Origin of the sequence: Paraburkholderia lebeckiae (assembly GCF_050436225.1) — a bacterium.
GTDB lineage: Bacteria > Pseudomonadota > Gammaproteobacteria > Burkholderiales > Burkholderiaceae > Paraburkholderia > Paraburkholderia tuberum.
This window is the reverse complement of sequence record NZ_JBNDLU010000001.1, coordinates 1,245,776-1,270,036: the sequence shown is the minus strand read 5'-3', so window position 1 is coordinate 1,270,036 and position 24,261 is coordinate 1,245,776. Positions and strand designations below refer to the sequence as shown.

The window sequence follows — 24,261 nt, the reverse complement described above, 5'->3', positions numbered from 1 at the left end:
TGCCCTGCGTCTGCATCCACCGTAACGACACGTGCAGGAGTTTCCTGAAGGCAGCGTAGCCCGGCACACGAGTAACCCGCGACCAGGGTAGGCAACGGATCTCATCCGAATTGCGGTGGTAGGTAGCGGAAGGCTCATTGGGCGGACATCTGTAATGCGGTAGCCAATCCGCGGATATCAGCTTGATCCACCGTCGAGACTTACTGCTACGTCGCCCTCAGGAAATTCAAACATCGAAAACACAGAACCGATCATATTGACACGAGAAGTCATATCACCCTGGAGGGATGACAAGAGAGAAACGTAAAGCCTACCCGACAGACGTGTCAGACGAAGAATGGAGCTTCGTAGCAGCGTATCTGACGTTGATGGATGAGAGTGCACCACAGCGTAAATACGAGTTGCGCGAGATGTTCAATGCGTTGCACTGGATGGCTCGCGCTGGGCTGCGTGGCGAATGCTGCCGACCAACTTTCCGCCGCGGGAACTCGTGTACCAGCAGACGCAACGATGACTGGCGGCCGGCTGTTTCGAGTGCATGGTGAGTGATCTTCGTTCGATCATCCATGTCGCGCAGGGGCGGCAGGGGCAGCCCAGCGCGGTGATCCTTGACGGCCGTACGATGCAATCGACATGTGACAGCGGTCCAGGCGCAGGCTATGACGGCTACAAGCGCAAGCGTGGCAGCAAGGTGCATATGGCGGTCGACACGCTGGGTCAGTTGCTCGCCGTACACGTGACGCCGGCCAACGAGCAGGAGCGCGCACAGGTGGCAGAACTGGCGCGCCAGGTGCAGCAGGCAACGGGAGAAACCGTGAAAGTGGCCTTTGCCGATCAGGGTTACACGGGCGAAGCTCCTGCGCAGGCCGCGCGCGCTCAGGGAATTGATCTCCAGGTGGTCAAGCTCGATGAAGCGAAAAAGGGTTTCGTGCTGTTGCCACGTCGATGGGTAGTCGAGCGCAGCTTCGGACGGCTCAACCGCTTTCGACGCCTCGCACGTGACTACGAACGCTTGCCCGAAACACTCGCAGGTCTGCATTTTGTCGTCTTCGCCATGCTTATGCTTGTCCATGCAATCCCAGTACTTAGAAGTTCCTAACACCGTCTAAGGGCGTCGATCACTTTAAGTTGCTGGGCCCAGCTCGCGGTCTGCATTGCATCAATTCCTTTGACGGACTGCATTATCGAAGGATCCAGTCCGAGCCGCTCCATCTCCGGCATCGGCCCCGCGCCCGGTCCCTTCGCTTTATCTAACGGTCCCTTTTCCATTTCGAGTCGTCCTCGGATCACTCTACAGAATCGCTTAAGGCCTAGTCTCCGGCGCATGTCGATTTTATCGGATTAGCCGAGATACGGGCGTCGTTCCTTCTCTACCTAGCGCGTCGTGATGCCATATGCCTGCATCACGCGTACGGCGCGCGCGGCACCTACAGCCGGTCCTGTGGATATAAGGAACAATCCCTCGTTGTTACCTCGTGTCTCGGGAGGAGAGCCGCCATTCGAACTGCAGGTTTCAAAGTGACTGAGCGACTCTTAATGGCCGGACGTCGCCCGACGCGGCCGGCGACGTCCGACCCCGAAGCAGCCCGTGTGTGTTGTCGATTTTCAAATCGGCTTTGCGATTGAAGCGAAGTGGGCGGGCGGTTATGCTTCGGCGTGGATCGAATGCGGGCTTAGGTGGTCGCAACGCAATTAATGCAAGACGTCTTTCTAACATTGCAGGGTTTGCAGTGTAGATTTAATTGGCAAGATGATGGCTACCAAACAACAGATTTACAGTCTGGAGAGAATTCGTGATCTACCAATGTACTTCGTGCAGACGCAAATCATTCGAAACTAAGTGTCCATGGTGTACGAATGCTCCGGTCCAAGCATCGGGCCAGCCCGCGCCTGCGGCGCTCCAGGTCCCGCTTGACCCTTCCTTCTACCCGGAATTCCAGTATCAGACGAAGGGGTTTCTGAAAGATCTGCTCGGCAAGAAAAAGGAGCAGGCGCAGCTTAACGACCTTCTTCGCGCGGTGCTCAGAAAATATTCCGAGCTCAAAAAGCCTTACTTTGCCAACTTCTTTCACACAGTTCGAAACGTGGGCGTCGAGCCCAGTGACGCCGAGACGCCTAGCGCACGAGAAAATGGAACATATTCTAACCGGGAACTTTTTCGCGAAGTTCTGATCCGCAAGGGCTTTACCGAACTGGAAGAGCTCCCGCATCTGTTGGACAAACTTTTGCTGACGACCGGGTTCAACTCGGCATACCTTGGTTTCTCCACCGAGATATCGAGACACATCAAGGGTTCACTGCGTGAGATTCTCCGGTCTTGGATAGCGGAAGCAGGGGTGAGCTATCGCGATGATCTCAGCCTGTTGTTCTATTTCCTCTGGGATAACAACATCCGGCACCCGGAGATACAGTACGCGGATCAGGCGTCCTCGGCATTCGGCACGCCGCTCTTGCCCTGGCAGACCGTGAAAACCTGGCTTGACGTCTGCGAACAGATCAACTTCGACATCCTTGTCGAGAGGCTGGCAACGAAACTGGAGTTCTTCGATCCCAATCAGTTCGTCACGATGTACCACGTGGACGCCATGAATGGATACGAATTTGAGAAATTTCTCGCCCAGATCTTCCAGACAGCGGGCTACGATGTCGAGGCAACCAAATTAAGCGGTGACCAAGGCGCAGACCTGTTCGTAAGCAAGTTCGGCAAAAAGATGGTGATTCAGGCGAAAAATTATTCAGGAAACGTTGGTAACTCGGCGGTCCAGGAAGCCATCTCTGCGAAGAGCTTTTATGGTTGCGATGACGCCATGGTCGTCACAAACTCATATTTCACACGATCAGCCACCGAACTCGCCAACGCTGCATCAGTGCGGCTGATAGGGCGCCGTGAGTTGCAAGCCTACCTTGACGACCACAACCAACGGATCATCGAGCAGTTCCGTCTGGACGGTAATGATACGGAGGAATCTACATCCCAAGCCTTCACGGGGGCGTGACCAGGCTACTTCGCAACTGTTTGAGCGGTCAACCCTAGACCTCTCCTCGCAAAGCCGAAGTGCGAAGTCAGCTTTCTACAAGCATTGGCCGCTTTCGGGGGCAAAGCGGTCGGCTAGATGCCGCTATCACAGCGAGGGTGAACGGCGGCAATTGGCCGACCGTACGCATTCACGAAAGCCGTCCGAAAGCTCGTCGAACGATTCCAGCAAACTATTGCATCCACCGGTTGAATCCGCCCCGACTTTGAGACGGTCGCACAACGCCGCCAAAAGCTCGGGAACCAATGAAACATCTGCGCTCCTGCGCCGATCGATCCGCTCGGCGCAGGTTCCGGCGTTCCCTTTCCTTGCTTCCGAAGTATCCCTTTCTCCCGCGAGCAGGATCCGGACTGACGACCACGATGAGCGCTGTCTATCACGATTCGGATTGCAAGGAGTCTCCCAGGCATATCCCTGCGCCGTTGGATCGGCTTTCGCGCATCCGTTAAGCCTCATCGGGCGTCTCGACTCTGCAGAGCGTCAATCCCCGAAAGAGCCCTACCCCTCAAAGACTAGTCAGGTGAAGGCCGCACGCGGCCTCCACATTCGCGCTCGCCGCGCGGCGTTTCATCCCGCTCAACTGCGCAGTTTCGCCGCCACCAGTCTCCACCGTTCCCGCCCTAATCCGCGACCGTAGCCGACACCAGACGGCCGTCAAGGCGTTCGGGGCCGTGTCCTGCGCTTCGCTCCGTCCCGCACCCACCCCTCACTTCTTTCCTTGACGGCCGCCCGGCGCCGGCTCCTTGAGTCGCACGGGCGCGAACTCAGGAGACTGGCGGCAGCAAAGCCAACCTCCAGCTTCGACCAGGATGAAACCAACCCCTACGACGGGGCGGAATCTTGGAGCCCGGTCAGCGCAACACCGATCAACTTCTTGATGTGGAGATTGCCATGCAACTCGCTTCCTCTTTCCGCTACGGCTCCCCGATGCTTCGTTCCGACTCGCCGCTCTCCGATGACCAGATCCGTCGCATCGCGCCGTCCATCTTCGCCGAAGGCAAGCATCAAAGCCGCTCGGAACGCTACACCTACATTCCGACCATCGATGTACTGAAGGGCCTGCGCAACGAAGGCTTCCAGCCCTTCATGGTGTGCCAGACACGTGTGCGCGATCAGGACAAACGCGAATTCACGAAACACATGATCCGCATGCGCCACGCCGACGAAATTACTGGCGAGGAAGCCAACGAGATCATCCTCCTCAACTCGCACGATGGCACCAGCAGCTATCAGATGCTCGCTGGCGCGTTCAGGTTCGTCTGTCAAAACGGCATGGTCGCGGGCGACACAGTGGGTGAGGTGCGCGTGCCGCACAAGGGCGACATCGTGCAGAACGTCATCAATGGTGCATTCGACGTGCTCGACGGCTTCGACCTGATCCGCGAGCAGAAGGACGGCATGCGCGCCGCCAAACTCACCCGTGACGAACAGCACGCGTTTGCCCGCTCCGCCCTCGCCCTGCGCTACGACCCGACTGACGCCAACACACCGGCTCCGATCACCGGGAGCCAGTTGCTCAACGTGCGCCGCTTCGAAGATCACCGTGATGACCTCTGGACCGTCTTCAACCGCGTTCAGGAAAACATGACCAAGGGAGGTCTGCACGGCCGCTCGCGCACTGGTCGGGCCATGTCCACGCGCCCAGTCGTCGGCATCGATCAGAACGTGAAGCTGAACCGCGCGCTCTGGATGCTTGCCGATGCAATGCGCCAGATGAAGGCGTAAGGACCGGAGGGGCGACCGTGCATCGCCGCCCTCCCAGCAGATTGGCGATCTGGATACCTAACCGGGTCCAGTCCTGACGTGATCCGTAACACCGTGACCCGGACGATCTCTGTCAATCATTCTGGAGTCGATCATGCAAATCCGAAGTCATCGCACAAACCAGTACAACGCCTTCCGATGGAGCAACAGCGGAAGCCACTGCCGTATCCTTGCTCGAAACGAATTTCGGTAACGAGCAACCGGTCGCGACCGTGCCCTATTCGAGTCTGTGTCCCTCACCCCATAACGCCCGGACCAAACCCCTGTCGGTCATTCCAGCGCTCGCGGACAACATCCACGCGAAGGGCCTGTTACAGAACCTTGTTGTACACGAAATGAAGGGGTCACGTGGCAAGGCGCGCAGACACGGCGTACGCGCGGGTCAGCGCCGTCATGCGGCGCTCGACCTGCTGTACGCGAACGGCCATATCACCGCCGACTATCCTGTGCCGGTACGCCATCAGCACCGCGCTGCAACTCGATATGACGCGATACTGGACGCCCACGCGCGCTTCGTATTTCGATCATGTCAGCAAAGCGCGCATCGCCGAAGTGGTGACCACTGCCCTGTCGCCCAAGGTTGCCTCCGACCTCAGTAAGATGAAGAAGGTCGACGCCGCAGCGGCAGCCGAACTGCGACTTGCGAGGTCTGCATGGCTGGAAATACTCACCGATCGCGAAGTCCCGGCCACGCCCTCCTGGGCTGTCCACGAGGACGAGGACGAAGGCGACCCGGATGCTGTAGGCAACACCGGTGATACACGGGACGGCGAAGACGCCAGCAATGGTCCTGATGCGGAGAGCGGCGGCGAGTACACCAGCAGCGCCGCGGGACGCGCAAGTACCTCCCGCCACCGACAGTAATCAGCCGCCGTGGCCTTTCCCGACTGATTACATGCATTGACCCCGCGCAACCTGACTCGCGGGCAGCGTAAGCTCCAGCCCTCGTCCGGTAACCAGGCAAGGCAGACGGCACAGTCCATTCAGGGCCTGCCGTCTGCCGACCGGAACTGAACTGCGCGACAGTCCGTGGCCGACGGTTGGCATCCCGTCCGCCGGCCAACCAGACCGCCTGCGGCGAGCAGAAGGCAGAGGACGGCACCGCCCACCAGCAGCAGGCGATACATCGAGCGCGCGAAACGCCTTTCCACCCTTGTAGCCATCGCCTCTACTCGCTCCGTCGCTGCTTCAACCGCCCGAACGAACGTGTGGATTGTGCTTTCCAGCCGCTGGCGCTGCTCCCGCGTCGAAAGCGCCGCCGCACCGATCAGCCGGTTACCCGCTGTTCGCGCGACCTGATTTGCCATACGCTCGGTCAACGCCATCATCGCAGTCTCATTGAGGGCTGCCAGTGCTGCCCGGTACACCGTTCCTCATGCTCCCGCATCAGGTTTTCCGCCAACTGGATCGTCGCCTTGCATCGCTCAAGCGCGTCCCGATGCTGCTGCATCAGTGCATCGGCCGCGCCGCCGACCTCGCGACGCGCGGCTTCGAGGCTACCCTCGCTCGCCCACCGGATTCGCTCCGGCATGGCCTCATACAGGCGCGCGTAGTATTCGAGCACCGCAATGATCGACCATAGCGCGTCATTGTCATGCAGGTTCAATGCATTCGAGACCCGGTGCATGCGGGCGAGACTGGCTCCGTCCGGGACGTCGCCGGACACCTCGCGAAACAGGTGAATGATCGGATCGACCGATTTCGACCGCCTATTGGTCATGGGGCGTCCTCTCGCTGCTGATGACTTTTGAGAACATGGCGTCGCACAACTCCCGCCAGCGAAACAACTCCGCCCGCTGTCCAATGTGCATGGTTTCTGTCGCCCTGCGGATCGAGACACGTTGACTGCGTAGTTCGTCCGCAACGCGATCCGCCAGATCAGGAAAATCGAGTGAGCGGCCCTTCGTCTCGATCGTTTTGCGAAGCTGAGACTCCTGATACAAAGCGAATTTGTCGGGTGCACCGAAGTAGCCGTTGCGAACGACATGCGTCACGGTATCCGGAAACGTCTGCCCGAAAATATGCAGCAACTCCAGGCTGTCGCGCTGCCGGTTGATCACCCATAGCACGACAAGCTGTCGCCCCAGTTCATCCAGTGTCCGTGCGAGTGTGCTGCCATATCGTGTCACGCCCGTCTGATTACGTGCCGCGGTATTGACAATCACTGCCGCACCCCGATGCATATCGCAGAAGTTGACGAATCCAATCCAGCCGTCCGCATCATCAAGGTCATAAGCCGCGCATGTGATCTCGTCTCTAAGCGCTTTCATGACGTCGGGATTCGACGTATCGGTTTCGACCAGAACAGCGTGAATGTCCTGCCGCTGCAGGTAATGAGCCAGCGCGAGCGTTACCATGCTTTTCCCAACACCGCCCTTACTGCCACCGACCAGATAAATGGGATGAGTTCTATCCATGACCGACCTCCTAAAGGTTTTCGATATCAGGCCGGATCTCGAACGAGAACCTGTCCTGAATCTCCATTGATCCCGGCTCGCTTACTTCCCTTCCCCTTTGTTGTCGTGCATCGTCATGCCGGTCACCCGCGCGCGTGTCTTTTCGTTTTACAGTCCGCTTCTGACGGGACAACGGCCCCGCCTCGTTCTTCCCTTGCGGATTGGCCGATCTGGAGGCCGCACCGGAAGGTTCTGGACGATACAGCGCATACTTGACAGCGCCAATGCTGACATCGAGCCCGTTGCGCCCGGCTTCCTGGACGATTTCATCGAGCGTGTACCCTTTCGCCTGGGTGGCAATGATATGCGCCCGAATCTCTTTCATCGCATCGCTCACCGTGACGCGCTGTTCGCTCCGGGGCTTCTCAGGTAGCGCTTCAAGCGCACCAACAAACCCATCCCACTGCGCCCGTGTGTAGCTTTTTGCGCCCGGCACGATTCGCTCCCATGGATCACCTTCGTCACCATCATGAGAACCGTGAAAGGGCTCGTCAATACCCCTTCCAATGGCTAGGCCGCACGATCGGAACAAGTCGGAATACACAGGGAGCCGACGGAACGGAAAAATATTTTCGTTGTGCTGCGCAGATCAACCGCTTACAAGAGGCCTCGTCACAAACCCGGGTTGATGGGTAAGCAAACTGGTGTGCAATGGCATGCTGGCTTAGGACCAAAAGCTTGCGAACTCGGGGCCAAGTAGTGAGCAACTCCGAATGGAGCGCCTGAAAAGTAGAGCGACAAAACCGGCAAACATGGTCGTGTAGTTCGGCAGGCCGTTTGAGCGCACATCGCAGACTTGCAAACTTGATCTGGCCGACGTTGAGCAGTGACCCGTCAGACTCATGCTATGCGTTGATACGACCCGCAGCATTGCTGTGTTCGTACTCGCATCGACAATCTCGCGGTATTTAGGCAAGGAGTCGACACACGGTCACCGTCGGTCTCACCGACGCGCTAGATTCCATGATCAGAATCGCCTCGACACGCCGACAGAATTTCTGCAAAGGATCAACGGAATCACAGTGGTGACTTCACAAACTCAGCGGATCAGTCTCGCAGAAAATGGCGAACTGCACGCCTGAAAAACAAGATTCAAAAAGTGATGGCAGGATAGGCTTGCGCCGGTTTTGGGCGCCCAAGGGGCCAACGCTTGAATTCCAGAGGGTCGTCCTCGCTGCCTCCGCATCGTCATAGTGGTCGTACGCGTCGTATTCGTCGCCGACGCACTGAACTGGATGCCCAACACTGAGCCTACGCAGCACACGACAATAGGATATGGAATGAAGCTCTGACATCAATCATGTCAAAATTTTGCTCATTTCTTTTATGTCAAGTGGACTACGCCGTAGCTCCGGGACCGTCCGTTAAGGAAGGTCTGCACAACCCGCTTTTCACGCGTTATTTTTCACATCCAGCGCAGCCTCTGCGTTCAGATATTTTTTGGTGAGTTGATCGCCGTTTTTTTCGCGCGCCGGAGCTCTTCAACCAGACATACGACCCTTATCGACCCGGTGTTTCAAGCTTTGCGCAAAGCTCTACGCGCCATCCATAGATTGCCCAAAGCAAACAGCGTGGTGATCTGGGCGGTGTTCTTCATCAAACCACGATAGCGGGTCTTCATGTAACCGAACTGCCGCTTAAGGATGCGAAACGGGTGTTCGACCTTGGCTCGAATACTCGCCTTCAGGCGTTCGATTTGATCGTATATCGCGTCCAACGAATCACTCATATCCAGTTTCCTGCGCTTTGCCGGTCGCATTGCAACATGCCAACGAACCGCGCCTGCCTCACAGCGCTTTTCGATACCCTGATATCCGGCGTCCGCGTACACGTCCGTTTCTTTACCATGTAGCAACGCCTGGGCTACGTTGATGTCGTGAACGTTGGCCGCCGTTCCAATGACCGTATGGACCAGGCCCGACTCGGCGTCCACGCCGATATGCATCTTCATCCCGAAGTACCAGTTGCCACCTTTCTGCGTTGATTGCATTTCCGGATCACGTGTGCCGGAGCCATTTTTTGTCGAACTGGGTGCGGCAATTAGAGTGGCGTCGACTGCCGATCCAGTCTTGAGCATCAGGCCTTTCTCCGTCAGGATTTCATTGACCAGCGCCAGCATTTGCACTGCCAGTCCGTGCGTTTCCAGCAGATGGCGGAACCGGAGAATCGTGCTTTCATCCGGCAAGCGAACCATCCCGCCGTCGAGACCCGCGAACTCGCGATAAAGCGGCACGTCATAGAGTGCCTCTTCCATTGCAGGGTCTGACAGACCGAACCATTGCTGCATGAAATGAATCTGCAACATCGTCGCAATCGGGAACGGCGGCCGACCGGTTTTGCCCGTGGGATAGTGCGGCTCGATCAGCGCAATCAGCTTCAACCAGGGCACAACACGCCGCATCTCATCGAGAAAATTCCCGTTTGCGCGTGCGCTTCGTTGACAGATCCAGACCAAGACCAAGTTGCGCCATCACACTGCTCCTCGCCTAATTCGCTCTGTTTCCAGGATAGCTCAGCAGCAACGCAATGCCAGGACTTTTGCAGACCTTCCTTAACATTGACGCGCCGCGCGCTGCTGCGGCGCCGCGGCACGCCGCAGTAATCGCTGATCAGTCAGCCACTCCTCACGGGCTCCGATTTCGAGATTGACAAAATCAGGCATCGAGGCCAATGCCACGACGAGACTGCGGGAACTCTGGTACCAGCCTCTTCCATAAGTTCAACGCCTCACGGACGGGCTTGGAAGTCTGGTAGACCGATTGACACATTTCATTCGGACTTACTCCGATGGACGCTTTTCTCGACGTAGAACAAAGCGGGTATTGATCTCGCTGATCTGCCGTACAAATTGCAAAATCCCGGCCATCGTCGCCGCGTTCAGGCTGTGCGTTTGTGTCGTGCCGGCGGGAGCGTCCATTCCCCGCCCTCCTCAACGTGTTCCGTCAGCTTGTTGATGCAGTCAAAAAGCACTCGCTTTTCCTCCGGTGACAGAACGGACATGAGCTGCTCGTCGAAGACCTGGCCGATCCGATCGCACTTGCGGACAATTGCCTTGCCTTTCCTGGTCAGGTTCAGGTTGATGATACGTGCATCCGTCGTACCGGTAGAGCGCGTCAACAAGCCACGATTAGCCAGCGTGGTGACCAGCTTCGAAACCAGCGTCTTTTCAAGGTATGTCAGCTCGATCAGCGGGCCGAGGGAGATGCCCGGCTGCATATCGACGAAACGCAGCACGCGCAGGTCGCGAAGGGTTACGTCACATTCGGCTTCGTAAAGGCCAGACGCCACGTCCTTGGCCAACTTGCTCAGTACATCGAGGCGGAAGTTCAAATGTTCCAGTCTTGGATACGGCGCCTTCGACATGCTGTTCTCCCATTCAGCTACTTTGATTCAGTTGCACACCGCAACTTTTAAATTTACGTGTGTTGCGCACGAAACATACCATCGTGCGGAACCCCCCCCATGCGTGCAGACAAGCCGGAGGCTTGCCAAACGGCACGAGAGTACCGCAATGCGCACGAATGGGGCAAGCGCGCACGATCCCGGTGCGGCAAGTGAATGGACGCTGATTAACCCGTCGCCCCCTCGTCAACGGCCTTGAGCACCAAACCGAAAAATTCGTTCGCATGCGCCGGGTCGATCCAGCGCACCACCACCGCAAGCTCGCGTTCAGGTTCGATCCAGGTGAACGAACCGCCCGCGCCGATTGCAAAGTAGCTGGACTCCGGCACGCTCGGAAAGACGCTACGCTCGTGGTTGAGCCAGACAAGGTAGCCATAGAACGGCGCGATCGCACACGGTGTGCGCATGCGCTGCAGCCACTCGCTGGAAAGGATCCGCTGCCCATTGACGCTGCCCTGACCCAGCAACAGCTGAGCCACCTTGATCTGGTCCTGGGCGCTGATCGACAGGCCGCCACCCCAATGCGTGCCGCCCGGAACCGACTGCACGCGCTGCCCGCCCACCTCCACCCAGGCATTGTCGTATCCGACCCATTGCCAGTTCTCGCTCGCGTCGAGTGGCCGCATGATCGCTTCGCGAAACACTTCCGGCAACGGGCGGCGAAACAGATGCAGCAGCGCCAGCGAAAACTGGTTGATGCGTACGTCGTTGTATTCCCAGTAGGTGCCGGGAGCCCGTAACGGCCGCCGCTGCCCTTTCTTGCCATCGGGCTCCTTGCCGAATCTGACGTACCGGTAGTGGTCGGCCTCGTCGGGCAAGCCGAAACACACGCCTTGCCATTCGCTCGTCTGCTGCAGCAGATGCGCCCAGGTCACGCTTGCGTTGTGTTCGTCATCAAAGCCGATCTCCGGCACGCGCACGTGCACCGGCTCGTCGACATCGGGCATCAGGCCGCGATCGTGCGCAACGCCGGCCAGCAGCGCGAGATATGTCTTGGCGATGCTAAAGGTCAGGTCGGCACGATCCGGTTCGCCCCACGCAGTGAGCGGGCGGCCGGCGCGAGCGATGACGCCAGACACCGGGCCACGCCCATGCACCGGTCCGAGCAGCCGGTTCCAGGGTGGCGGGTCGTCCGGATGTACGCCCCATACGCCATCGACCTCGCGGTCCCACGGCGTTTCATGATCGATCGCGACTTGCACAGCATGCTGGAGATTGGCAGGTTGCATGAGGGTCCTTTACCGGGCACAAAACAGCTTGACGAGGTTCACCCAATAAGTCGCGCCGATCGCAAGCGCGGCATCGTTGAAATCGTAGTGCGGATTATGGAGCGGTGCTGCCGGAGTCGCCTCGTCAACGCCCATCCAGATGTACGCGCCGGGTTTTGCATGCAGCATGAACGCAAAATCTTCCGAGGCCATCGAGGGCACACAACCTCGCTGCACGCTGGCAACGCCGACTGTTGCGCCGGCGGCCGCAGCTGCAAGATCGGCTTGAGCGGCAGTGTTGATGGTGGCCGGATACGCGTAGCGATAGTCGAGCGTCGCGTTTGTACCCAGTGCGCGCGCAATACCCGTGGAGATTTCGTCGATCGACGCGTGGAATCGTTCCTGCACGTCGCTCGAGAAACAGCGCACGGTGCCGCGAATGACCGCACGGTCAGGCAGCACGTTCCACGCTTCTCCGCCATGAATTTGCGTGACGCTCACGACGCCTGATTCTTTCGGCGAAATCCGCCGGCTTATGATTGTCTGCAACGCGGTGACGATCTGGCTGGCACACACCAGCACGTCGCTCCCCTCCTCCGGCATCGCGGCATGCGAACCCTTGCCGTCGACAACAATCTCGAACGTGTCGAACGATGCCATCATCGGACCGTCGTTGATCGCAAAATGTCCGCGCGGGATGCCGGGCCAGTTGTGCAAACCAAACACGGCGTCGCACGCAAAGCGCTCGAAGAGTCCGTCTTCGACCATCATCCTGCCGCCGCCCGCCGGCCCTTCTTCTGCCGGCTGAAAAATCACATGTACCGTGCCGCGCCAACTGGGGTCGCGGCTCAGCGCGACAGCGGCGCCGAGCAGCATTGCTGTATGGCCGTCATGGCCACACGCATGCATCTTGCCTTCATGTTGCGACCGATGCGCGAAGCTATTGGCTTCAACGATCGGCAGCGCATCCATGTCGGCGCGCAAGCCGATGGCCGGTCCCGCGCTGCGGGTCATGCTGCCCACCACACCGGTTCGTCCAATGCCGCCATGTACCTCGAAGCCATACTGTCGCAATACGCCCGCGACGAGATCGGCGGTTGCGACCTCCTCGAACGCAGTTTCCGGACATGAGTGCAGTGCGTGCCGCCACTTCATCATCATGTCGATCAGGTCGCAATCCATTGGAATTCAATCCCTTTCAGTGGAAAATTGAGGAGACAAAAAAAGCAGAGAATCGACGAAGCGGTACAGCATCCGCGCAGATTCGAATGGGCGTGATTGCTGGCAAGCCGGCCGTGGCCGGCTGCATTACGAGCGACTGGAGGCACGGGCAAACCACGCGCGGCGCATCGGCCTGAGTGCGGCGATCGCAAGCACAGCGGTACAACTATCCAACGCGATAGCCGTGCCGAACACCGCGTCCCAACCGCCCGTATGCTCGTGGAGTAACGCGGCCACCGGCCCGCCCAGAATCGAGCCGACGCCTTGCGCATAAGACAGGCACGCGTAGTTGACGATTGCATGCTTGCCGCCAAAGGTGTCCGTCAGCGTCGAAGGGAAAAGCGAAAAGATCTCGCCCCAGCCGAGAAAGACGACGCCTGACAGCAGCACGAACAACAACGGGTCGTGCCGTGACGTGAGCCACAAGGTCATCGCTATCGCTTCCATCCCGAAGGCGATCAGCATCGTATGCTCGCGCCCGATCAGGTCGGAGATCCATCCGAACATAGGCCGCGTCACGCCGTTCGCCACGCGATCAATGGTCAACGCAAGCGGCAACGCCGCGAGGCCAAACACGGTAACTCCCGACATGCCGAAGTCTCGCGTGAAGACTGCCATTTGTGAGGTCACCATCAGGCCGGAGGTTGCCATCATCGACATCATCACGAACATCAGCCAGAACAACGGCGTGCGCAGCATGCTGCCGGGCCGCGTGTCGGGTGCGGCGGCGGCGGCTTTCTGCGGCCGCCAGTCCGCCATATAGCCGGGCGGCGGCAGCCGCATGCCGAGCGCGGCAAGTATGCCGACCACGCCGAGAATCACGCCAAAGACGACCAGCGTATGCTGATAGCCGTATTTGGCGATGCTATTGGTGATCGGAAATGTCGTGAGCATTGCGCCCATGCCGAAGCCCGCCATCACGACGCCAATCGCAAAACCGCGACGGTCGGGGAACCAGCGCGCCATCAGCCCGATCGTGCCGACCACGACAATACCTACGCCAATCCCCCCGAGAACGCCATAGCAGAGATAGACGGACAGCAAAGACTCGGCGCGGCTCGTCAGTACCCAGCTAAGCCCCGTGATCGCGCCGCCGGCGGCCAGCAGCCAGCGCGGCCCAAAGCGCTCGATTAAATAGCCTTCGAGCGGCGACAGAAAAGTCTGGCAGACAATGAGAATGGAGAAGGTGACCTGCAGACTCGGCAGTGACACGCCGAGTTGCGCTGTCAGCGGGCGCGTCAGCAAAGTCCAGATGTATTGGGGATTGGACGCGACCATCGCACATACGAGGCCGCACAGTAATTGCCACCAGCGGCTCTGTAGTGAGAGTGCAAGTGGCGCGCGGCTGCGGGCGCCAAAATCCTGGGTGCTCATGCTTCAAACTCCGTACGAGTAAGTGACACGAAATGACTCAGGCAGTGCGCTTGCCTGGAGGCCTGAAAACGACGCTCCTGGACAACGCGCTCAGTGCATCGGAGCGTAAGTTCGGATGACCCAGCCTTGAAAATGGCACCTTTGACGATCTGCTACCGTGTATGCATCACGCCGATATAGTTGCGATTTCCAATAATTGCCATTCACATGTGAGTTCGATTTGCACGAAGTGTGCCACGATGCGAGAAACCCCGTATTCATGGACAATTAAGGTGTTTTTCATATCGCGACGCACACACGGCTATGCGCAAAGACCGCGCGCGGTGCGCGCGAGAAAGGTGCACTACGCGACGCACGATCACCCCTGCACCGATTCCGGGCGCAACATTGGCATTCGTCGAGCCGGTACGGCTGGGACGATCCCAGCGAGCGATTTGAATGTGATGAGGAGGTCTGCTGAAATACCGACTGAGGTGAGCGCCATGCGCATGACGTCGTTCTCGACGCTCGCCGACGACAGTAAACGTCGCCGGTTCGCGTGAGTTGCCTTTGTTGCGTCACCCATCCGATGGCCGCGTAGGTTGCTGCGTCAGGCAGCAGACCATGCCCGTGCAAAGGCCCGCTTTGAATACATCGGGAGAGAGACGTGCGCCCTCGGACCAGGGCTCGGTGGCCCGGATGATAGTCATGCCGGGGACGCCTGTGACGTCCCGACCGGTACGTTGCAGTCGCACGCCCATCCGCATCAGCGACTTCCTCAATGTTGCTCGACCGCATCGGCGTGATGGCTTGCAGTGCCGATGAAGGACCGCAAGAGAAGCACGAGACGCAGCCACTGCACGTCCAGCGCGTCAGTCCTCAAGAAGCCCGGTGATCGCAGCAGAAATAAACGCGGCATCGTCTACATTGGCTGTCGGCAGCCCGGCGCGATGGCCCCATATCGACGAAATGGGATGGAGCGTGGCGTTTCGCATTTGCTCGACCTCGAGACGGTTGTCTTCAACCTGAAAATATAGATCGGTCGTGCTCGGCATGATCAACGCCTTTGCCGTAATTGCTTTCAGCGCCGCGTGAAAATCGCCGTTGTATGTGGAATTAGCGGCGATGTTCGCATGCTGCCAAGTCCATAGATGAGCCAGCAGGTTGTTGCCGTCGCGCTTCAGGAAATTCGCTTCCCACGACATCACGAGATAGTCTTCGAGCGAGGAGAAGCCGGCCTGCCGCCACACCTCGTTACGATAAAACGTCTGCGACATCGCCATGGCGGCGTAGTTGCGACCCATGGCCCGCAGACCGCGTTCGGGCCGCTCAACGAAGGTTCCGTTCTGAAAGGCCGGATCCGTCGTCAGGGTCGCGCGCACGCCCTCAATGAAAACCTGATTGTGCGGCGAGGCCTTTGCCGCGCCGCACAGCACGACCAGTCGCCTGACCATCTCCGGATACATTGATGCCCATTGATACGCCTGCAACCCACCCATCGACCACCCGCATGCCATTTGCAAAACTTCGATGCCGAGTTCTTGCGTCAGGAGTTGGTGTTGAATCGCGACGTTATCGGCAATCGTAAAATTCGGCCAACGGCTTCCGTTGAAGGGCTCGGTTGCGTTGCTGGGCGAGGACGACAGTCCATTGCCGAACAGATTCGGAATAACGACGAAGTACCTGTTAGTGTCTAGCGCCTTGCCCGGACCGACCATCCACTCGATGTCATAGTGATGCGCGGAAAACGATGTCATATACAGAATGACATTCGATTTTTCTGCGTTCAGCTTTCCGTAGGTTTGATAGGCGAGCTTGGCATCTCTGAAGGTGATACCGGATTGCAACACCACGTTTCCGGCATTGAATACAAAATAGTCTTCCATTGGTAGGGGGTCCCTCTTGGTGAAATGTGGCGAATGGTAATAGTAAAATCAGATAGACGTCTCGATGCGCCGCGGCGGCATGAAGCTCGGCCACACACGCGTCACGCACGCGGGAGCGATCTTCGCCGGCAGTTCAGCAGCTCAGCAGCGAACGCGTCCCACAGCAGGTAGTGGATAGCATGAGTGCCAGCGGCGCCGCTGACCGGAAACTCAGGAAATCACTGTGGTCAAAAGGCCCGCGTCAAGCGGCGCCGAACGCAAAGCCGCGCCCTGGCGCCGCCGCCAGCAAGGCCTGCGTATATTCGTGGCGCGGCGCGAGGAACACGTCCTGGATCGCTCCTTCCTCGACAATCTCGCCGCGCCGCATCACGATGACCCGATCGCAGATCTGGCTGGCCACCCGCAGATCGTGCGTAATGAACAGAATGCCGATCCGCAGCCGCTGCTGAATGTCATCCAGCAGGTCGAGAATCTGCGCCTGGACCGAGACGTCGAGTGCGGACACCGCCTCGTCGGCAATCAACACTTGTGGCTCGCATGCCAGCGCCCGCGCGATCGAAATGCGTTGCCGCTGGCCCCCGGAGAATTCACTAGGGTACCGGTTCAGCGCATCGGGTCTGAGCCGTACCAGCGTCATCAATTCTTCAGCACGTTGCCACGCCTGAGCGTATGGCACGCCGAAATTCAACGGCCCTTCGACGATCGAGGCACCCACTGTCTGGCGTGGATCCAGCGATCGGTATGGATCCTGGAACACGACCTGTACACCGCGTCGGAACGGATAGAGCGCGCGGCCGCGCGCTTTGGCCACCGATCGGCCGTCGGCGAAGATATCGCCGGCAGTCGGCTCGATCAGTCGCGCAATGCAGCGCGCGACCGTCGACTTTCCCGAACCGGACTCGCCCACGATTCCGACCGTTTCGCCCGCATGTACCATCAGCGAGACATCACTGGCCGCTTGCACTTTACGCTTGCGGCCCGGCCAGGAGTCCGTCACATACGTCTTCCCGATCCCGCGAGCGTCGAGCAGCGGATAGGCTTTCTCCACCGGAGGGCGCGTGCGCGGCACCAGCGCGGGGACCGCTGCCAGCAACATGCGGGTATAGGGCTCGCACGGCTGCTGCAACACCTGCAACTTGGAGCCCTGCTCGACCGTGTCGCCCAACCGCAACACCACGACACGATCAGCAATCTCGGCGACAACGCCGAAATCGTGCGTGATGAACAGCACGGCGGTTCCACTCTCCGTCTGCAATTCACGAATCAGCTTGAGGATCTCGGCCTGAGTCGTAACGTCGAGCGCCGTGGTGGGCTCGTCGCAGATCAGCAGCGACGGCTTCAGGATCAGCGCCATTGCGATCACGATGCGCTGGCGCTGTCCACCCGACAACTGATGCGGATAAGACGCGTAGATACGCTCCGGTTCCGGCAGCCTGACGTGGGCGAAGATCTGGAGGATGCGCCGGCGCCTCTCGCCGACGCTGGCGCGGCTATGCTGTGCCAGCATCTCGTCGACCTGCGCGCCGCACGTCATGATCGGATTGAGGGCCGTCATCGGCTCCTGGAAAACCATCGCCATCTTTTCGCCGCGCAATTGGCGGATGCGATCCGGGCTTGCTGTCAGCACGTCCTCGCCGAGCAGTTCGATGCTGCCGTCCAGCGCCTTGAGCGACGCCGGCAGCAAGCCCATCACTGCCTGTGCGATCACCGATTTGCCCGAGCCCGACTCGCCCAGCAGGCAGACAATCTCCCCCTGCCGCACGTCGAGCGAGACGTGGCGGATCGCGTGGGGGCGGTCGGCACCGGCCGGCAGAGAAATGGTGAGGTCATTCACGGCAAGGACGGTTGTGGCCGGCCCGGCGGTGGAGGGTGCTGCCGTTTTGAAGTCGAAATCGCGCATCGCGTCAGCTCCCCCGTTGGTTGAATTTTGGATCGAGCGTGTCACGCAATCCGTCGCCCAGGATATTGACCGCCAGCACCGTCAGTGCCAGAAAAACACCAGGGAACAGCACGGTCTGAGGATACTGGTTGAACTGCATGCGGCCGTCGGCCATGACGTTGCCCCACGTCGGAATATCCGGCGGCAGGCCGACGCCGAGAAACGACAGGATCGCTTCCACCAGGATCGCCGACGCGCACACGTAGGTTCCTTGCACGATCAGCGGTGCGATTGCATTCGGCAAAATATGACGCCACACAATCTTGACGGTCGGCGTGGCCAACGAAATGGCCGCCTCGATGTAGGGTTCCTCGCGAATGGTCAGCACGATCGAGCGTACCAACCGCGCGACACGCGGAATTTCGGGAATCGTGATCGCGACAATCACGGTGACCAGCGTCGGTCGCCAGAGCGCCATCAGCGTAATCGCGAACAGGATGCTGGGAATCGCCATCAAGCTGTCCATGGCGCGCATGATGACGTCGTCGAAATGGCGAAAATACCCCGCCGCCACGCCGACCAGCGCGCCGAAGGTGAGCGCCAGTAGCGCCACCGTGATACCGACCGACAGGGACACGCGCGCACCGTATACCACCCGGCTCCAGGTATCCCGGCCGAGACTGTCGGTGCCCATCAGGAAGAAGTGCTGGAACGTCGCACCTGACAGATCAGTGAATTCGGCCGTCACGCCCGGCGCGAGATTGGCGCTCGCGGGATCCATCGCGGTCGGGTCGATCGTGCCAAGCCACGGTGCGGCGACGGCTACGAGGAGCAGAAGCAACAGTGCGCCGCATCCCAGGCGCACCGACCAGTTCCGCAGCACTCGGCGCCACAACGGTGTGCGGGAGCGTACGGCCGGCGCCACCTCCAGGTTGGCAAGCATGGAGCCCGGCGCGGCAAGGGTCATCGGATCGTGATCGTCGCTCATGTCCAATCGTCCTTTCGCTCAATAGCGGATACGCGGGTCGAGCAACAGATAGCTCATGTCGACCAGCAGGTTGATAAGCACGTAAACAAAGGAAAAGAACAACGTGATGCCTTGCACCAGGGGGAAGTCGCGCGCCAGTACCGCGTCGACCGTCAATTGCCCGAGCCCGGGGATCGCGTAGACGGTTTCAGTGACCACCACGCCGCCGATCAGCAAGCCAACGCCGATGCCGATCACCGTGATGATCGGTACCGCGGCATTGGCCAGCGCATGGCGAATCAACACGCGTGCTTCGGAGATACCTTTGGCGCGGGCCGTGCGGATGTAGTCTTCGGTCAGCGCCTCGGCGACCGCGGCGCGCGTCACGCGGGCAATCAGCGCAAGGTAGACGATGGACAGCGTAATGGCGGGCAGGATCAGGTGCGTGAGCCACGGACCAATGCCCGCGCTCAGTGGCGCGTATCCCTGCACCGGCAGCAGCTTCGCATGCAAGGCGACCGCCCATATGAGGATATAGCCGACCACGAACGACGGCACCGAGAATCCCATCACCGACAGGCCCATCAGCATCCGGTCCAGCCAGCCTCCGTGCCGCGAGGCCGCGATTACGCCGAGCGGCACCGCGAGCAGGAGCGTCATCACCAGCGTCAGGGCGGACAGCGAGACGGTCGGTGCGATGCGTTGCGCAATCAACCGGGTTACCGGCTGTTTCATGTAGTACGAGTCGCCGAGGTTGCCCTGCAGCAACTGCCCGGTCCATTTGACGAACTGCACCGGCAGCGGCCGGTCGAGCCCGAGGCTCGCGTGGATCCGCGCGATGTCGGCGCTAGTGCCGTTGTCACCGACGAGCGCCGCAGCCGGATCGCCCGGCGTCAGTCGCAGAATCATGAATACGATAAGGGCGACAACGACCAGCACTGGCGCCGTCGACAATATGCGCCGGAAAAGAAAGAAAGCCATGTCGGTTACGCTCCGAAGCCGGTTGACAGATGAACGGGCTCGCGTTTGCTCTGCGAGACGGCGGCCGGCCGCCTAACAGCCAGCCGCCGACACCGGTTAGCTCTTGCGAATGTTCCAGAACACGTTGACCGGAGCCGGGACCACGCCGCTTACCACGCCCTTACGGATCACCGAATAGAAATCAAAGTCGCCCAACGGCGCCAGGATCCCGCTCTGATACGTTTCCAGTTGGATCGCCGTAGCGATTTTCTTTCGCTGCGCAGGATCGGTGCTGGCAAGGTATTCGTTCTTGAGCTGCTCGATCTTGTCGTCAGTCGCCCAGCCGAACCAGCCCTTCTCGCCATTGCCCGTCAGCGGCGTGAAGAACAACGGATTCATCGTGTCGCCTGGTGCCCAGCCGGTAATGAACAGGTTCCAGCCACCCTTGTCGGCCGCCGCCTTGCTAGTTCGGCGCGTCACAAGCGTCGACCAGTCCATTGCCTGAAGGTCGACACTGAACCCGGCCTGCTTCAACAGTTGCGCCATGACTGGCGGAAACTTATTCAGTACTGCGTAGTCCGACGGATACATCAGCACCACCGGCTTGCCGTCATAGCCTGCTTCCTTCAGCAGATTGCGGGCCGCCGCGAACTGGGGCTTGCCAGTGAAATAGGCGGTCTCGGTCGAGGCCAACGGCGAATCGCATGGGTAAATCGACGAACACGTCCGGTACAGATCCTTGTTCACCAGTTGGGCGCGCATCAACGCTTCCTGGTTGATCGCCATGATTGCCGCCTGAGCAATCTTCGGGTTGTTGAACGGCGCCACGAGATGATTCAGGTGCAAGTCGAAGAGCCCGGCGGGCGTCGGCTTCACCAGCTCCAGTTTGGGATTGCTCTTGAACGCGGCGTACTGCTCGGCGGGCATCCATTCGATCATGTCCACTTCACCGTTTGCAATCGCATTGGCCTGCGTCTGCGCGTCCTTGAGCACGATCCATTCGACCCGGTCGACATAGACATGCTTGCCGCCCGCGGTACCGGAAGCCGGTTCCGGTCGCGGCACATAGTTCGGGTTCTTGATGTACACGATCTTCGCGCCCGGGCGATACTCGTCCTGTTTGAAGATGTAGGGGCCCGAGCCAGTGTAGTCAGAGATCTGCTGGTCCGCGGGCGTATCGGCGACCCGCTTCGGCATGATGAACGCGGCGCTGCCCGACGGCTTGCCGAGCGCGTCCAGGACCATCGGGAAGGCTTGCTTGAAGGTCATGCGGAAAGTCTTGGCGTCGACCGCATCGAACGACTGCAAGGCCGTGAACATTCTCTGACCGAACACGTCGCGCTTGCCCCAGCGCGTGATCGACGCAATAACGTCAGCCGAGGTGACCGGCTTGCCGTCGCTGAACGCGAGCCCTTTGCGCAGCGTGAACGTCCAGGTCTTGCCGTCCGGCGAGGTCGTATACGTGTCCACCATCTCCGGTTGTACTACGCCCTTGGCATCCACGCCGAACAGTGTGTCGTAGATCATGTAGCCATGATCGCGCGTGATGAATGCCGTGGTCCAGATCGGATCGAGGATCTTCAGATCGGCTTGCGGCACGATCCGTAACACCTTGGATTCATCCTGCGCACACACCATCGTCGCAGCGCTCGCAATCAGCGCCCCAGCCACGCATTGAGTAAACAGTCGCTTCAACATGCTTCACTCCAATAGGAAGAAATGACACAAAATGAATTCGGGCCGTGCTTGCGTCGTTATTAGCGGCCGAGTTCACTCGCCCCCCTCCTTCGACGTGTTCAGTAAGCGTGTTGAGACGGTGGTACGGCGCGTCACATCGCTGTCCGGACGCCGCACTCCACGCCCACGCGTCGAGTGCATCCAGACGGAACTTCAGATGCTTCAATTTCGGATATGCGCCTGCAACAGGCTGATCTCCGATCCACCGTGCTACATTAATTGCAACTTGCAACAATTGAAATTCACACTCTTACAGGCACGAAGTGTGCCATCCTTCGGTAAATCCAGTACGTGGGGGCAAGTCCGGCGATTGCCCCACCGGCAAGAGCGCACTGCACTGCGCGGGAGTTGTGCAAGTGCGCGCGAGGAAGGTGCATCACGGAGTACAAGCTCGTCGTCGCACCGATTCCGGGCGCGAGAGCGGCATTACTCATCGTTACCGGGTTTTTGGACGCCATTTAAAGTACGGTTTTTGCAGATATTTTCCACACTCGAAAGGAACGCTTCGATGAACTATCCGAGGATCGCAGTCGGGGCATTAGGCGGCACCATATGCATGACCGCCGACAACGCCGACGCTGGCGCGTTGCCACGTCTTTCCGCGCAACAACTGGTGACTGCGGTCCCCGGTCTGGCTGATATCGCGCAGATTCACGCCAAGACGCTTTTGCAATTACCCAGCCCTTCGCTGACCCTTGCGCATGTGCTGGACAGTCTGGCGTGGGCAGAGCGCACGGTGGCTGCCGGCGCCGCCGGGATCGTGCTGACCCAAGGGACCGACACGCTTGAGGAAACTGCCTTCCTGCTCGATCTTCTGTGGACGCATCCTCAGCCGCTGGTGGTCACAGGCGCGATGCGCACGCCGCTGGCCGCAGGCGCGGACGGGCCCGCCAATCTTCTTGCCGCGGTGGCCTGCGCCGCGCACGGCGCCAGTCGCGGGCGCGGTGTAGCCGTAGTCATGAACAACACGATCCATGAGGCGCGCTGGGTGCGCAAAGCGAACTCGATGTCCGTCGAAACCTTCGAGTCGCCGGTCGTGGGGCCAGCCGGCATGGTGCTTGAAGATATGCCGCAGTATTTTCGTCCACCGTCAACGCGTTATTCCCCGCGCTTCGCAAAGCCCGACCTGTCGGTTCGAGTGGCACTCGTCGAGACATGTCTGGGCGAGACGGGTCAGATGCTCGACGCGGTCGTCCACGCGGGGTATCACGGGATCGTCATCGCGGCCTACGGTGCAGGCCATGTTTCGGATGACGAAGCACAGCGCATCGAGGCGCTGGCGCCGCAGCTGCCGATCGTCATCTCCAGCCGCACGGGATCGGGATCGACGGCCGTGCGCACCTATGGATTTTCCGGCTCGGAAATCGACCTGGCCCGCCGTGGCGCTTTGTTTTCAGGGTGGCTCGGGCCACGCAAGGCGCGCTTGCTTCTCTGGCTGCTGCTCGCCACGGGCGCGCCGCGCAACGTATGCGCCACTGCGTTCGAATTCTGGAAGCGCGTCGACAATGCCGACTAGACGCCCGGCACAATGTTCATTGCCAGCCGGCTCGAGCAACGCGCTCCGGGTTGCGGTGCAAATCGCAGGTGAGCGAGAAATCACCGGCTTTCTCGCGATTTCAGCCCGCTCCCGGCCCCTTCCCGAGAAAGCCTTCGAGAAACTCGATGAACGCCGTCACCTTCGCCGTCAGATTGAGCCGCTCGGGATACACGGCATAGATATCTGCCGGCGGCAACGACCAATCGGGCAACAACTGCTTGAGGCGGCCAGACGGCGTTGTCACGTTACTGTCCCCGTGACGAGATATCGGCACGGACAGTCGTGTCTCAGAACACGGTGGACGGAGCTTGGGCAATGCCAGTGAAGAGACGCCAGGCTTCAAATCGCGCGGCGAGCTGTTTGCGATAGAGCGAGGCGCTCAGCAGATGACGCTTGAGCGCGAAGTGCTGGGGGATCGGATTGTGTTCTAGAGACAGGATGTAAGGCTCTACAGGAGGACACCGAAATTAGGGCATTTCAACCAAGAGTGCCGACCATCTCTTATGATCATGGAACTGGCGCCCGGCACCTATCGCCTCAGAGCTACGGCGTGGGCGGCGGCATAATGCCGATCATCGGATGGCGCCAATACGCCGATCTCGCTTCGGCTCCATCACGGCGATTATTGACACCCTCAAACCGTTTTCCGGCCTCCATCATCAGCTGCGCAGCACGCTGGAATTTCCGGCTTCAGTGAAGTCTGCGCGACATTGAAGATTGGTAGTTTGAGCGCGGCGTGATCGTCAACTATGAAACGGTTCGGCGCTGGTGCGACAAATTCGGGCGGCCTTTCCCCATCGCGTCCAGGCTTCGCGCCGCACGCCCGGCGCCACGCGGCAGACCACCCGATGATGTT

At 59.6% G+C, this 24,261-nt stretch carries 19 protein-coding genes and 4 pseudogenes; 7 read left to right on the top strand and 16 right to left on the bottom strand.

The window, feature by feature from the left end; translation table 11 throughout:
• Positions 1 to 287: 287 nt before the first annotated feature.
• The 5 genes and pseudogenes from OKW45_RS06030 (at position 288) to OKW45_RS06010 (ending at position 5,663) form a co-directional block, all read left to right on the top strand.
• Positions 288 to 1,099: pseudogene (locus tag OKW45_RS06030) on the top strand (IS5 family transposase).
• Between the two features lie 694 nt (positions 1,100 to 1,793).
• Positions 1,794 to 2,996 (top strand): restriction endonuclease, encoded by a 1,203-nt coding sequence (locus OKW45_RS06025; RefSeq protein ID WP_429466548.1) that lies wholly within the window; start codon positions 1,794 to 1,796, stop codon positions 2,994 to 2,996.
• A gap of 930 nt (positions 2,997 to 3,926) precedes the next feature.
• Positions 3,927 to 4,760 carry a DUF932 domain-containing protein gene (locus OKW45_RS06020; protein ID WP_429469273.1) on the top strand — a complete coding sequence of 278 codons (834 nt, stop codon included), beginning with the start codon at positions 3,927 to 3,929 and terminating at the stop codon, positions 4,758 to 4,760.
• Positions 4,761 to 4,909: 149 nt separating this feature from the next.
• A pseudogene (locus OKW45_RS06015) lies at positions 4,910 to 5,257 on the top strand (ParB/Srx family N-terminal domain-containing protein); the annotation flags it as partial.
• A gap of 25 nt (positions 5,258 to 5,282) precedes the next feature.
• Positions 5,283 to 5,663, top strand: coding sequence for a hypothetical protein (locus OKW45_RS06010; RefSeq protein ID WP_429466547.1), 381 nt, complete (start codon positions 5,283 to 5,285; stop codon positions 5,661 to 5,663).
• A 119-nt stretch (positions 5,664 to 5,782) separates the two neighbouring features.
• Here the strand turns inward: OKW45_RS06010 and OKW45_RS06005 are convergent, their stop codons facing one another.
• The 14 genes from OKW45_RS06005 to OKW45_RS05940 form a co-directional block, all read right to left on the bottom strand.
• Positions 5,783 to 6,127 carry a hypothetical protein gene (locus tag OKW45_RS06005; RefSeq protein WP_429466545.1) on the bottom strand — a complete coding sequence of 115 codons (345 nt, stop codon included), beginning with the start codon at positions 6,125 to 6,127 and terminating at the stop codon, positions 5,783 to 5,785.
• Positions 6,124 to 6,519, bottom strand: a complete 396-nt coding sequence (locus OKW45_RS06000) for a hypothetical protein (RefSeq protein ID WP_429466543.1) — start codon at positions 6,517 to 6,519, stop codon at positions 6,124 to 6,126. Before OKW45_RS06000 ends, OKW45_RS06005 begins: the two co-directional genes overlap by 4 nt.
• Complete coding sequence (locus OKW45_RS05995) at positions 6,509 to 7,216, bottom strand: nucleotide-binding protein (protein ID WP_429466541.1); 708 nt, start codon at positions 7,214 to 7,216, stop codon at positions 6,509 to 6,511. Before OKW45_RS05995 ends, OKW45_RS06000 begins: the two co-directional genes overlap by 11 nt.
• 10 nt (positions 7,217 to 7,226) lie before the next feature.
• Positions 7,227 to 7,691, bottom strand: a complete 465-nt coding sequence (locus OKW45_RS05990) for a hypothetical protein (RefSeq protein ID WP_429466540.1) — start codon at positions 7,689 to 7,691, stop codon at positions 7,227 to 7,229.
• Positions 7,692 to 8,771: 1,080 nt separating this feature from the next.
• A protein-coding gene (locus tag OKW45_RS05985; RefSeq protein ID WP_018418938.1) for an IS5 family transposase occupies positions 8,772 to 9,726 on the bottom strand; the annotation gives its coding sequence in 2 pieces (ribosomal slippage) (positions 8,772 to 9,668 and positions 9,670 to 9,726; 954 coding nt in all).
• A gap of 406 nt (positions 9,727 to 10,132) precedes the next feature.
• Positions 10,133 to 10,618, bottom strand: coding sequence for a MarR family winged helix-turn-helix transcriptional regulator (locus OKW45_RS05980; protein WP_429466538.1), 486 nt, complete (start codon positions 10,616 to 10,618; stop codon positions 10,133 to 10,135).
• 206 nt (positions 10,619 to 10,824) lie between these two features.
• A complete protein-coding gene (locus OKW45_RS05975) occupies positions 10,825 to 11,886 on the bottom strand; it encodes a serine hydrolase domain-containing protein (RefSeq protein WP_429466536.1) in 1,062 nt (353 codons plus the stop codon).
• Between the two features lie 9 nt (positions 11,887 to 11,895).
• Positions 11,896 to 13,047 (bottom strand): M20 aminoacylase family protein, encoded by a 1,152-nt coding sequence (locus OKW45_RS05970; RefSeq protein WP_429466535.1) that lies wholly within the window; start codon positions 13,045 to 13,047, stop codon positions 11,896 to 11,898.
• Between the two features lie 126 nt (positions 13,048 to 13,173).
• Entirely contained in the window at positions 13,174 to 14,460 is a 1,287-nt protein-coding gene (gene oxlT, locus OKW45_RS05965; RefSeq protein ID WP_408350887.1) for an oxalate/formate MFS antiporter, read from the bottom strand.
• 851 nt (positions 14,461 to 15,311) lie between these two features.
• The gene (locus tag OKW45_RS05960) at positions 15,312 to 16,325 is read right to left on the bottom strand and encodes an alpha/beta fold hydrolase (RefSeq protein ID WP_429466532.1); all 1,014 of its coding nucleotides are present in this window, start codon (positions 16,323 to 16,325) and stop codon (positions 15,312 to 15,314) included.
• A 241-nt stretch (positions 16,326 to 16,566) separates the two neighbouring features.
• The gene (locus OKW45_RS05955; RefSeq protein WP_429466530.1) at positions 16,567 to 18,225 is read right to left on the bottom strand and encodes a dipeptide ABC transporter ATP-binding protein; all 1,659 of its coding nucleotides are present in this window, start codon (positions 18,223 to 18,225) and stop codon (positions 16,567 to 16,569) included.
• Positions 18,226 to 18,229: 4 nt separating this feature from the next.
• Positions 18,230 to 19,192: an ABC transporter permease gene (locus tag OKW45_RS05950; RefSeq protein WP_429466528.1), complete on the bottom strand. Its 963-nt coding sequence runs from the start codon at positions 19,190 to 19,192 to the stop codon at positions 18,230 to 18,232.
• 18 nt (positions 19,193 to 19,210) lie between these two features.
• A complete protein-coding gene (locus OKW45_RS05945) occupies positions 19,211 to 20,152 on the bottom strand; it encodes an ABC transporter permease (RefSeq protein WP_018421001.1) in 942 nt (313 codons plus the stop codon).
• Between the two features lie 96 nt (positions 20,153 to 20,248).
• On the bottom strand, positions 20,249 to 21,829 hold the full coding sequence (locus tag OKW45_RS05940; RefSeq protein ID WP_018421000.1) for an ABC transporter substrate-binding protein: 1,581 nt from the start codon (positions 21,827 to 21,829) through the stop codon (positions 20,249 to 20,251).
• A 547-nt stretch (positions 21,830 to 22,376) separates the two neighbouring features.
• Between OKW45_RS05940 and OKW45_RS05935 the strand changes: the two genes are divergently transcribed.
• Positions 22,377 to 23,384 (top strand): asparaginase, encoded by a 1,008-nt coding sequence (locus OKW45_RS05935; RefSeq protein ID WP_187638163.1) that lies wholly within the window; start codon positions 22,377 to 22,379, stop codon positions 23,382 to 23,384.
• Positions 23,385 to 23,484: 100 nt separating this feature from the next.
• Here OKW45_RS05935 and OKW45_RS05930 read toward each other — a convergent pair whose 3' ends face one another.
• The gene (locus OKW45_RS05930) at positions 23,485 to 23,649 is read right to left on the bottom strand and encodes a hypothetical protein (RefSeq protein WP_204357131.1); all 165 of its coding nucleotides are present in this window, start codon (positions 23,647 to 23,649) and stop codon (positions 23,485 to 23,487) included.
• A 43-nt stretch (positions 23,650 to 23,692) separates the two neighbouring features.
• Positions 23,693 to 23,824: pseudogene (locus tag OKW45_RS05925) on the bottom strand (IS6 family transposase); the annotation flags it as partial.
• A gap of 206 nt (positions 23,825 to 24,030) precedes the next feature.
• Here OKW45_RS05925 and OKW45_RS05920 point away from each other — a divergent pair.
• A pseudogene (locus OKW45_RS05920) lies at positions 24,031 to 24,239 on the top strand (IS6 family transposase); the annotation flags it as partial.
• Positions 24,240 to 24,261 lie beyond the last annotated feature (22 nt).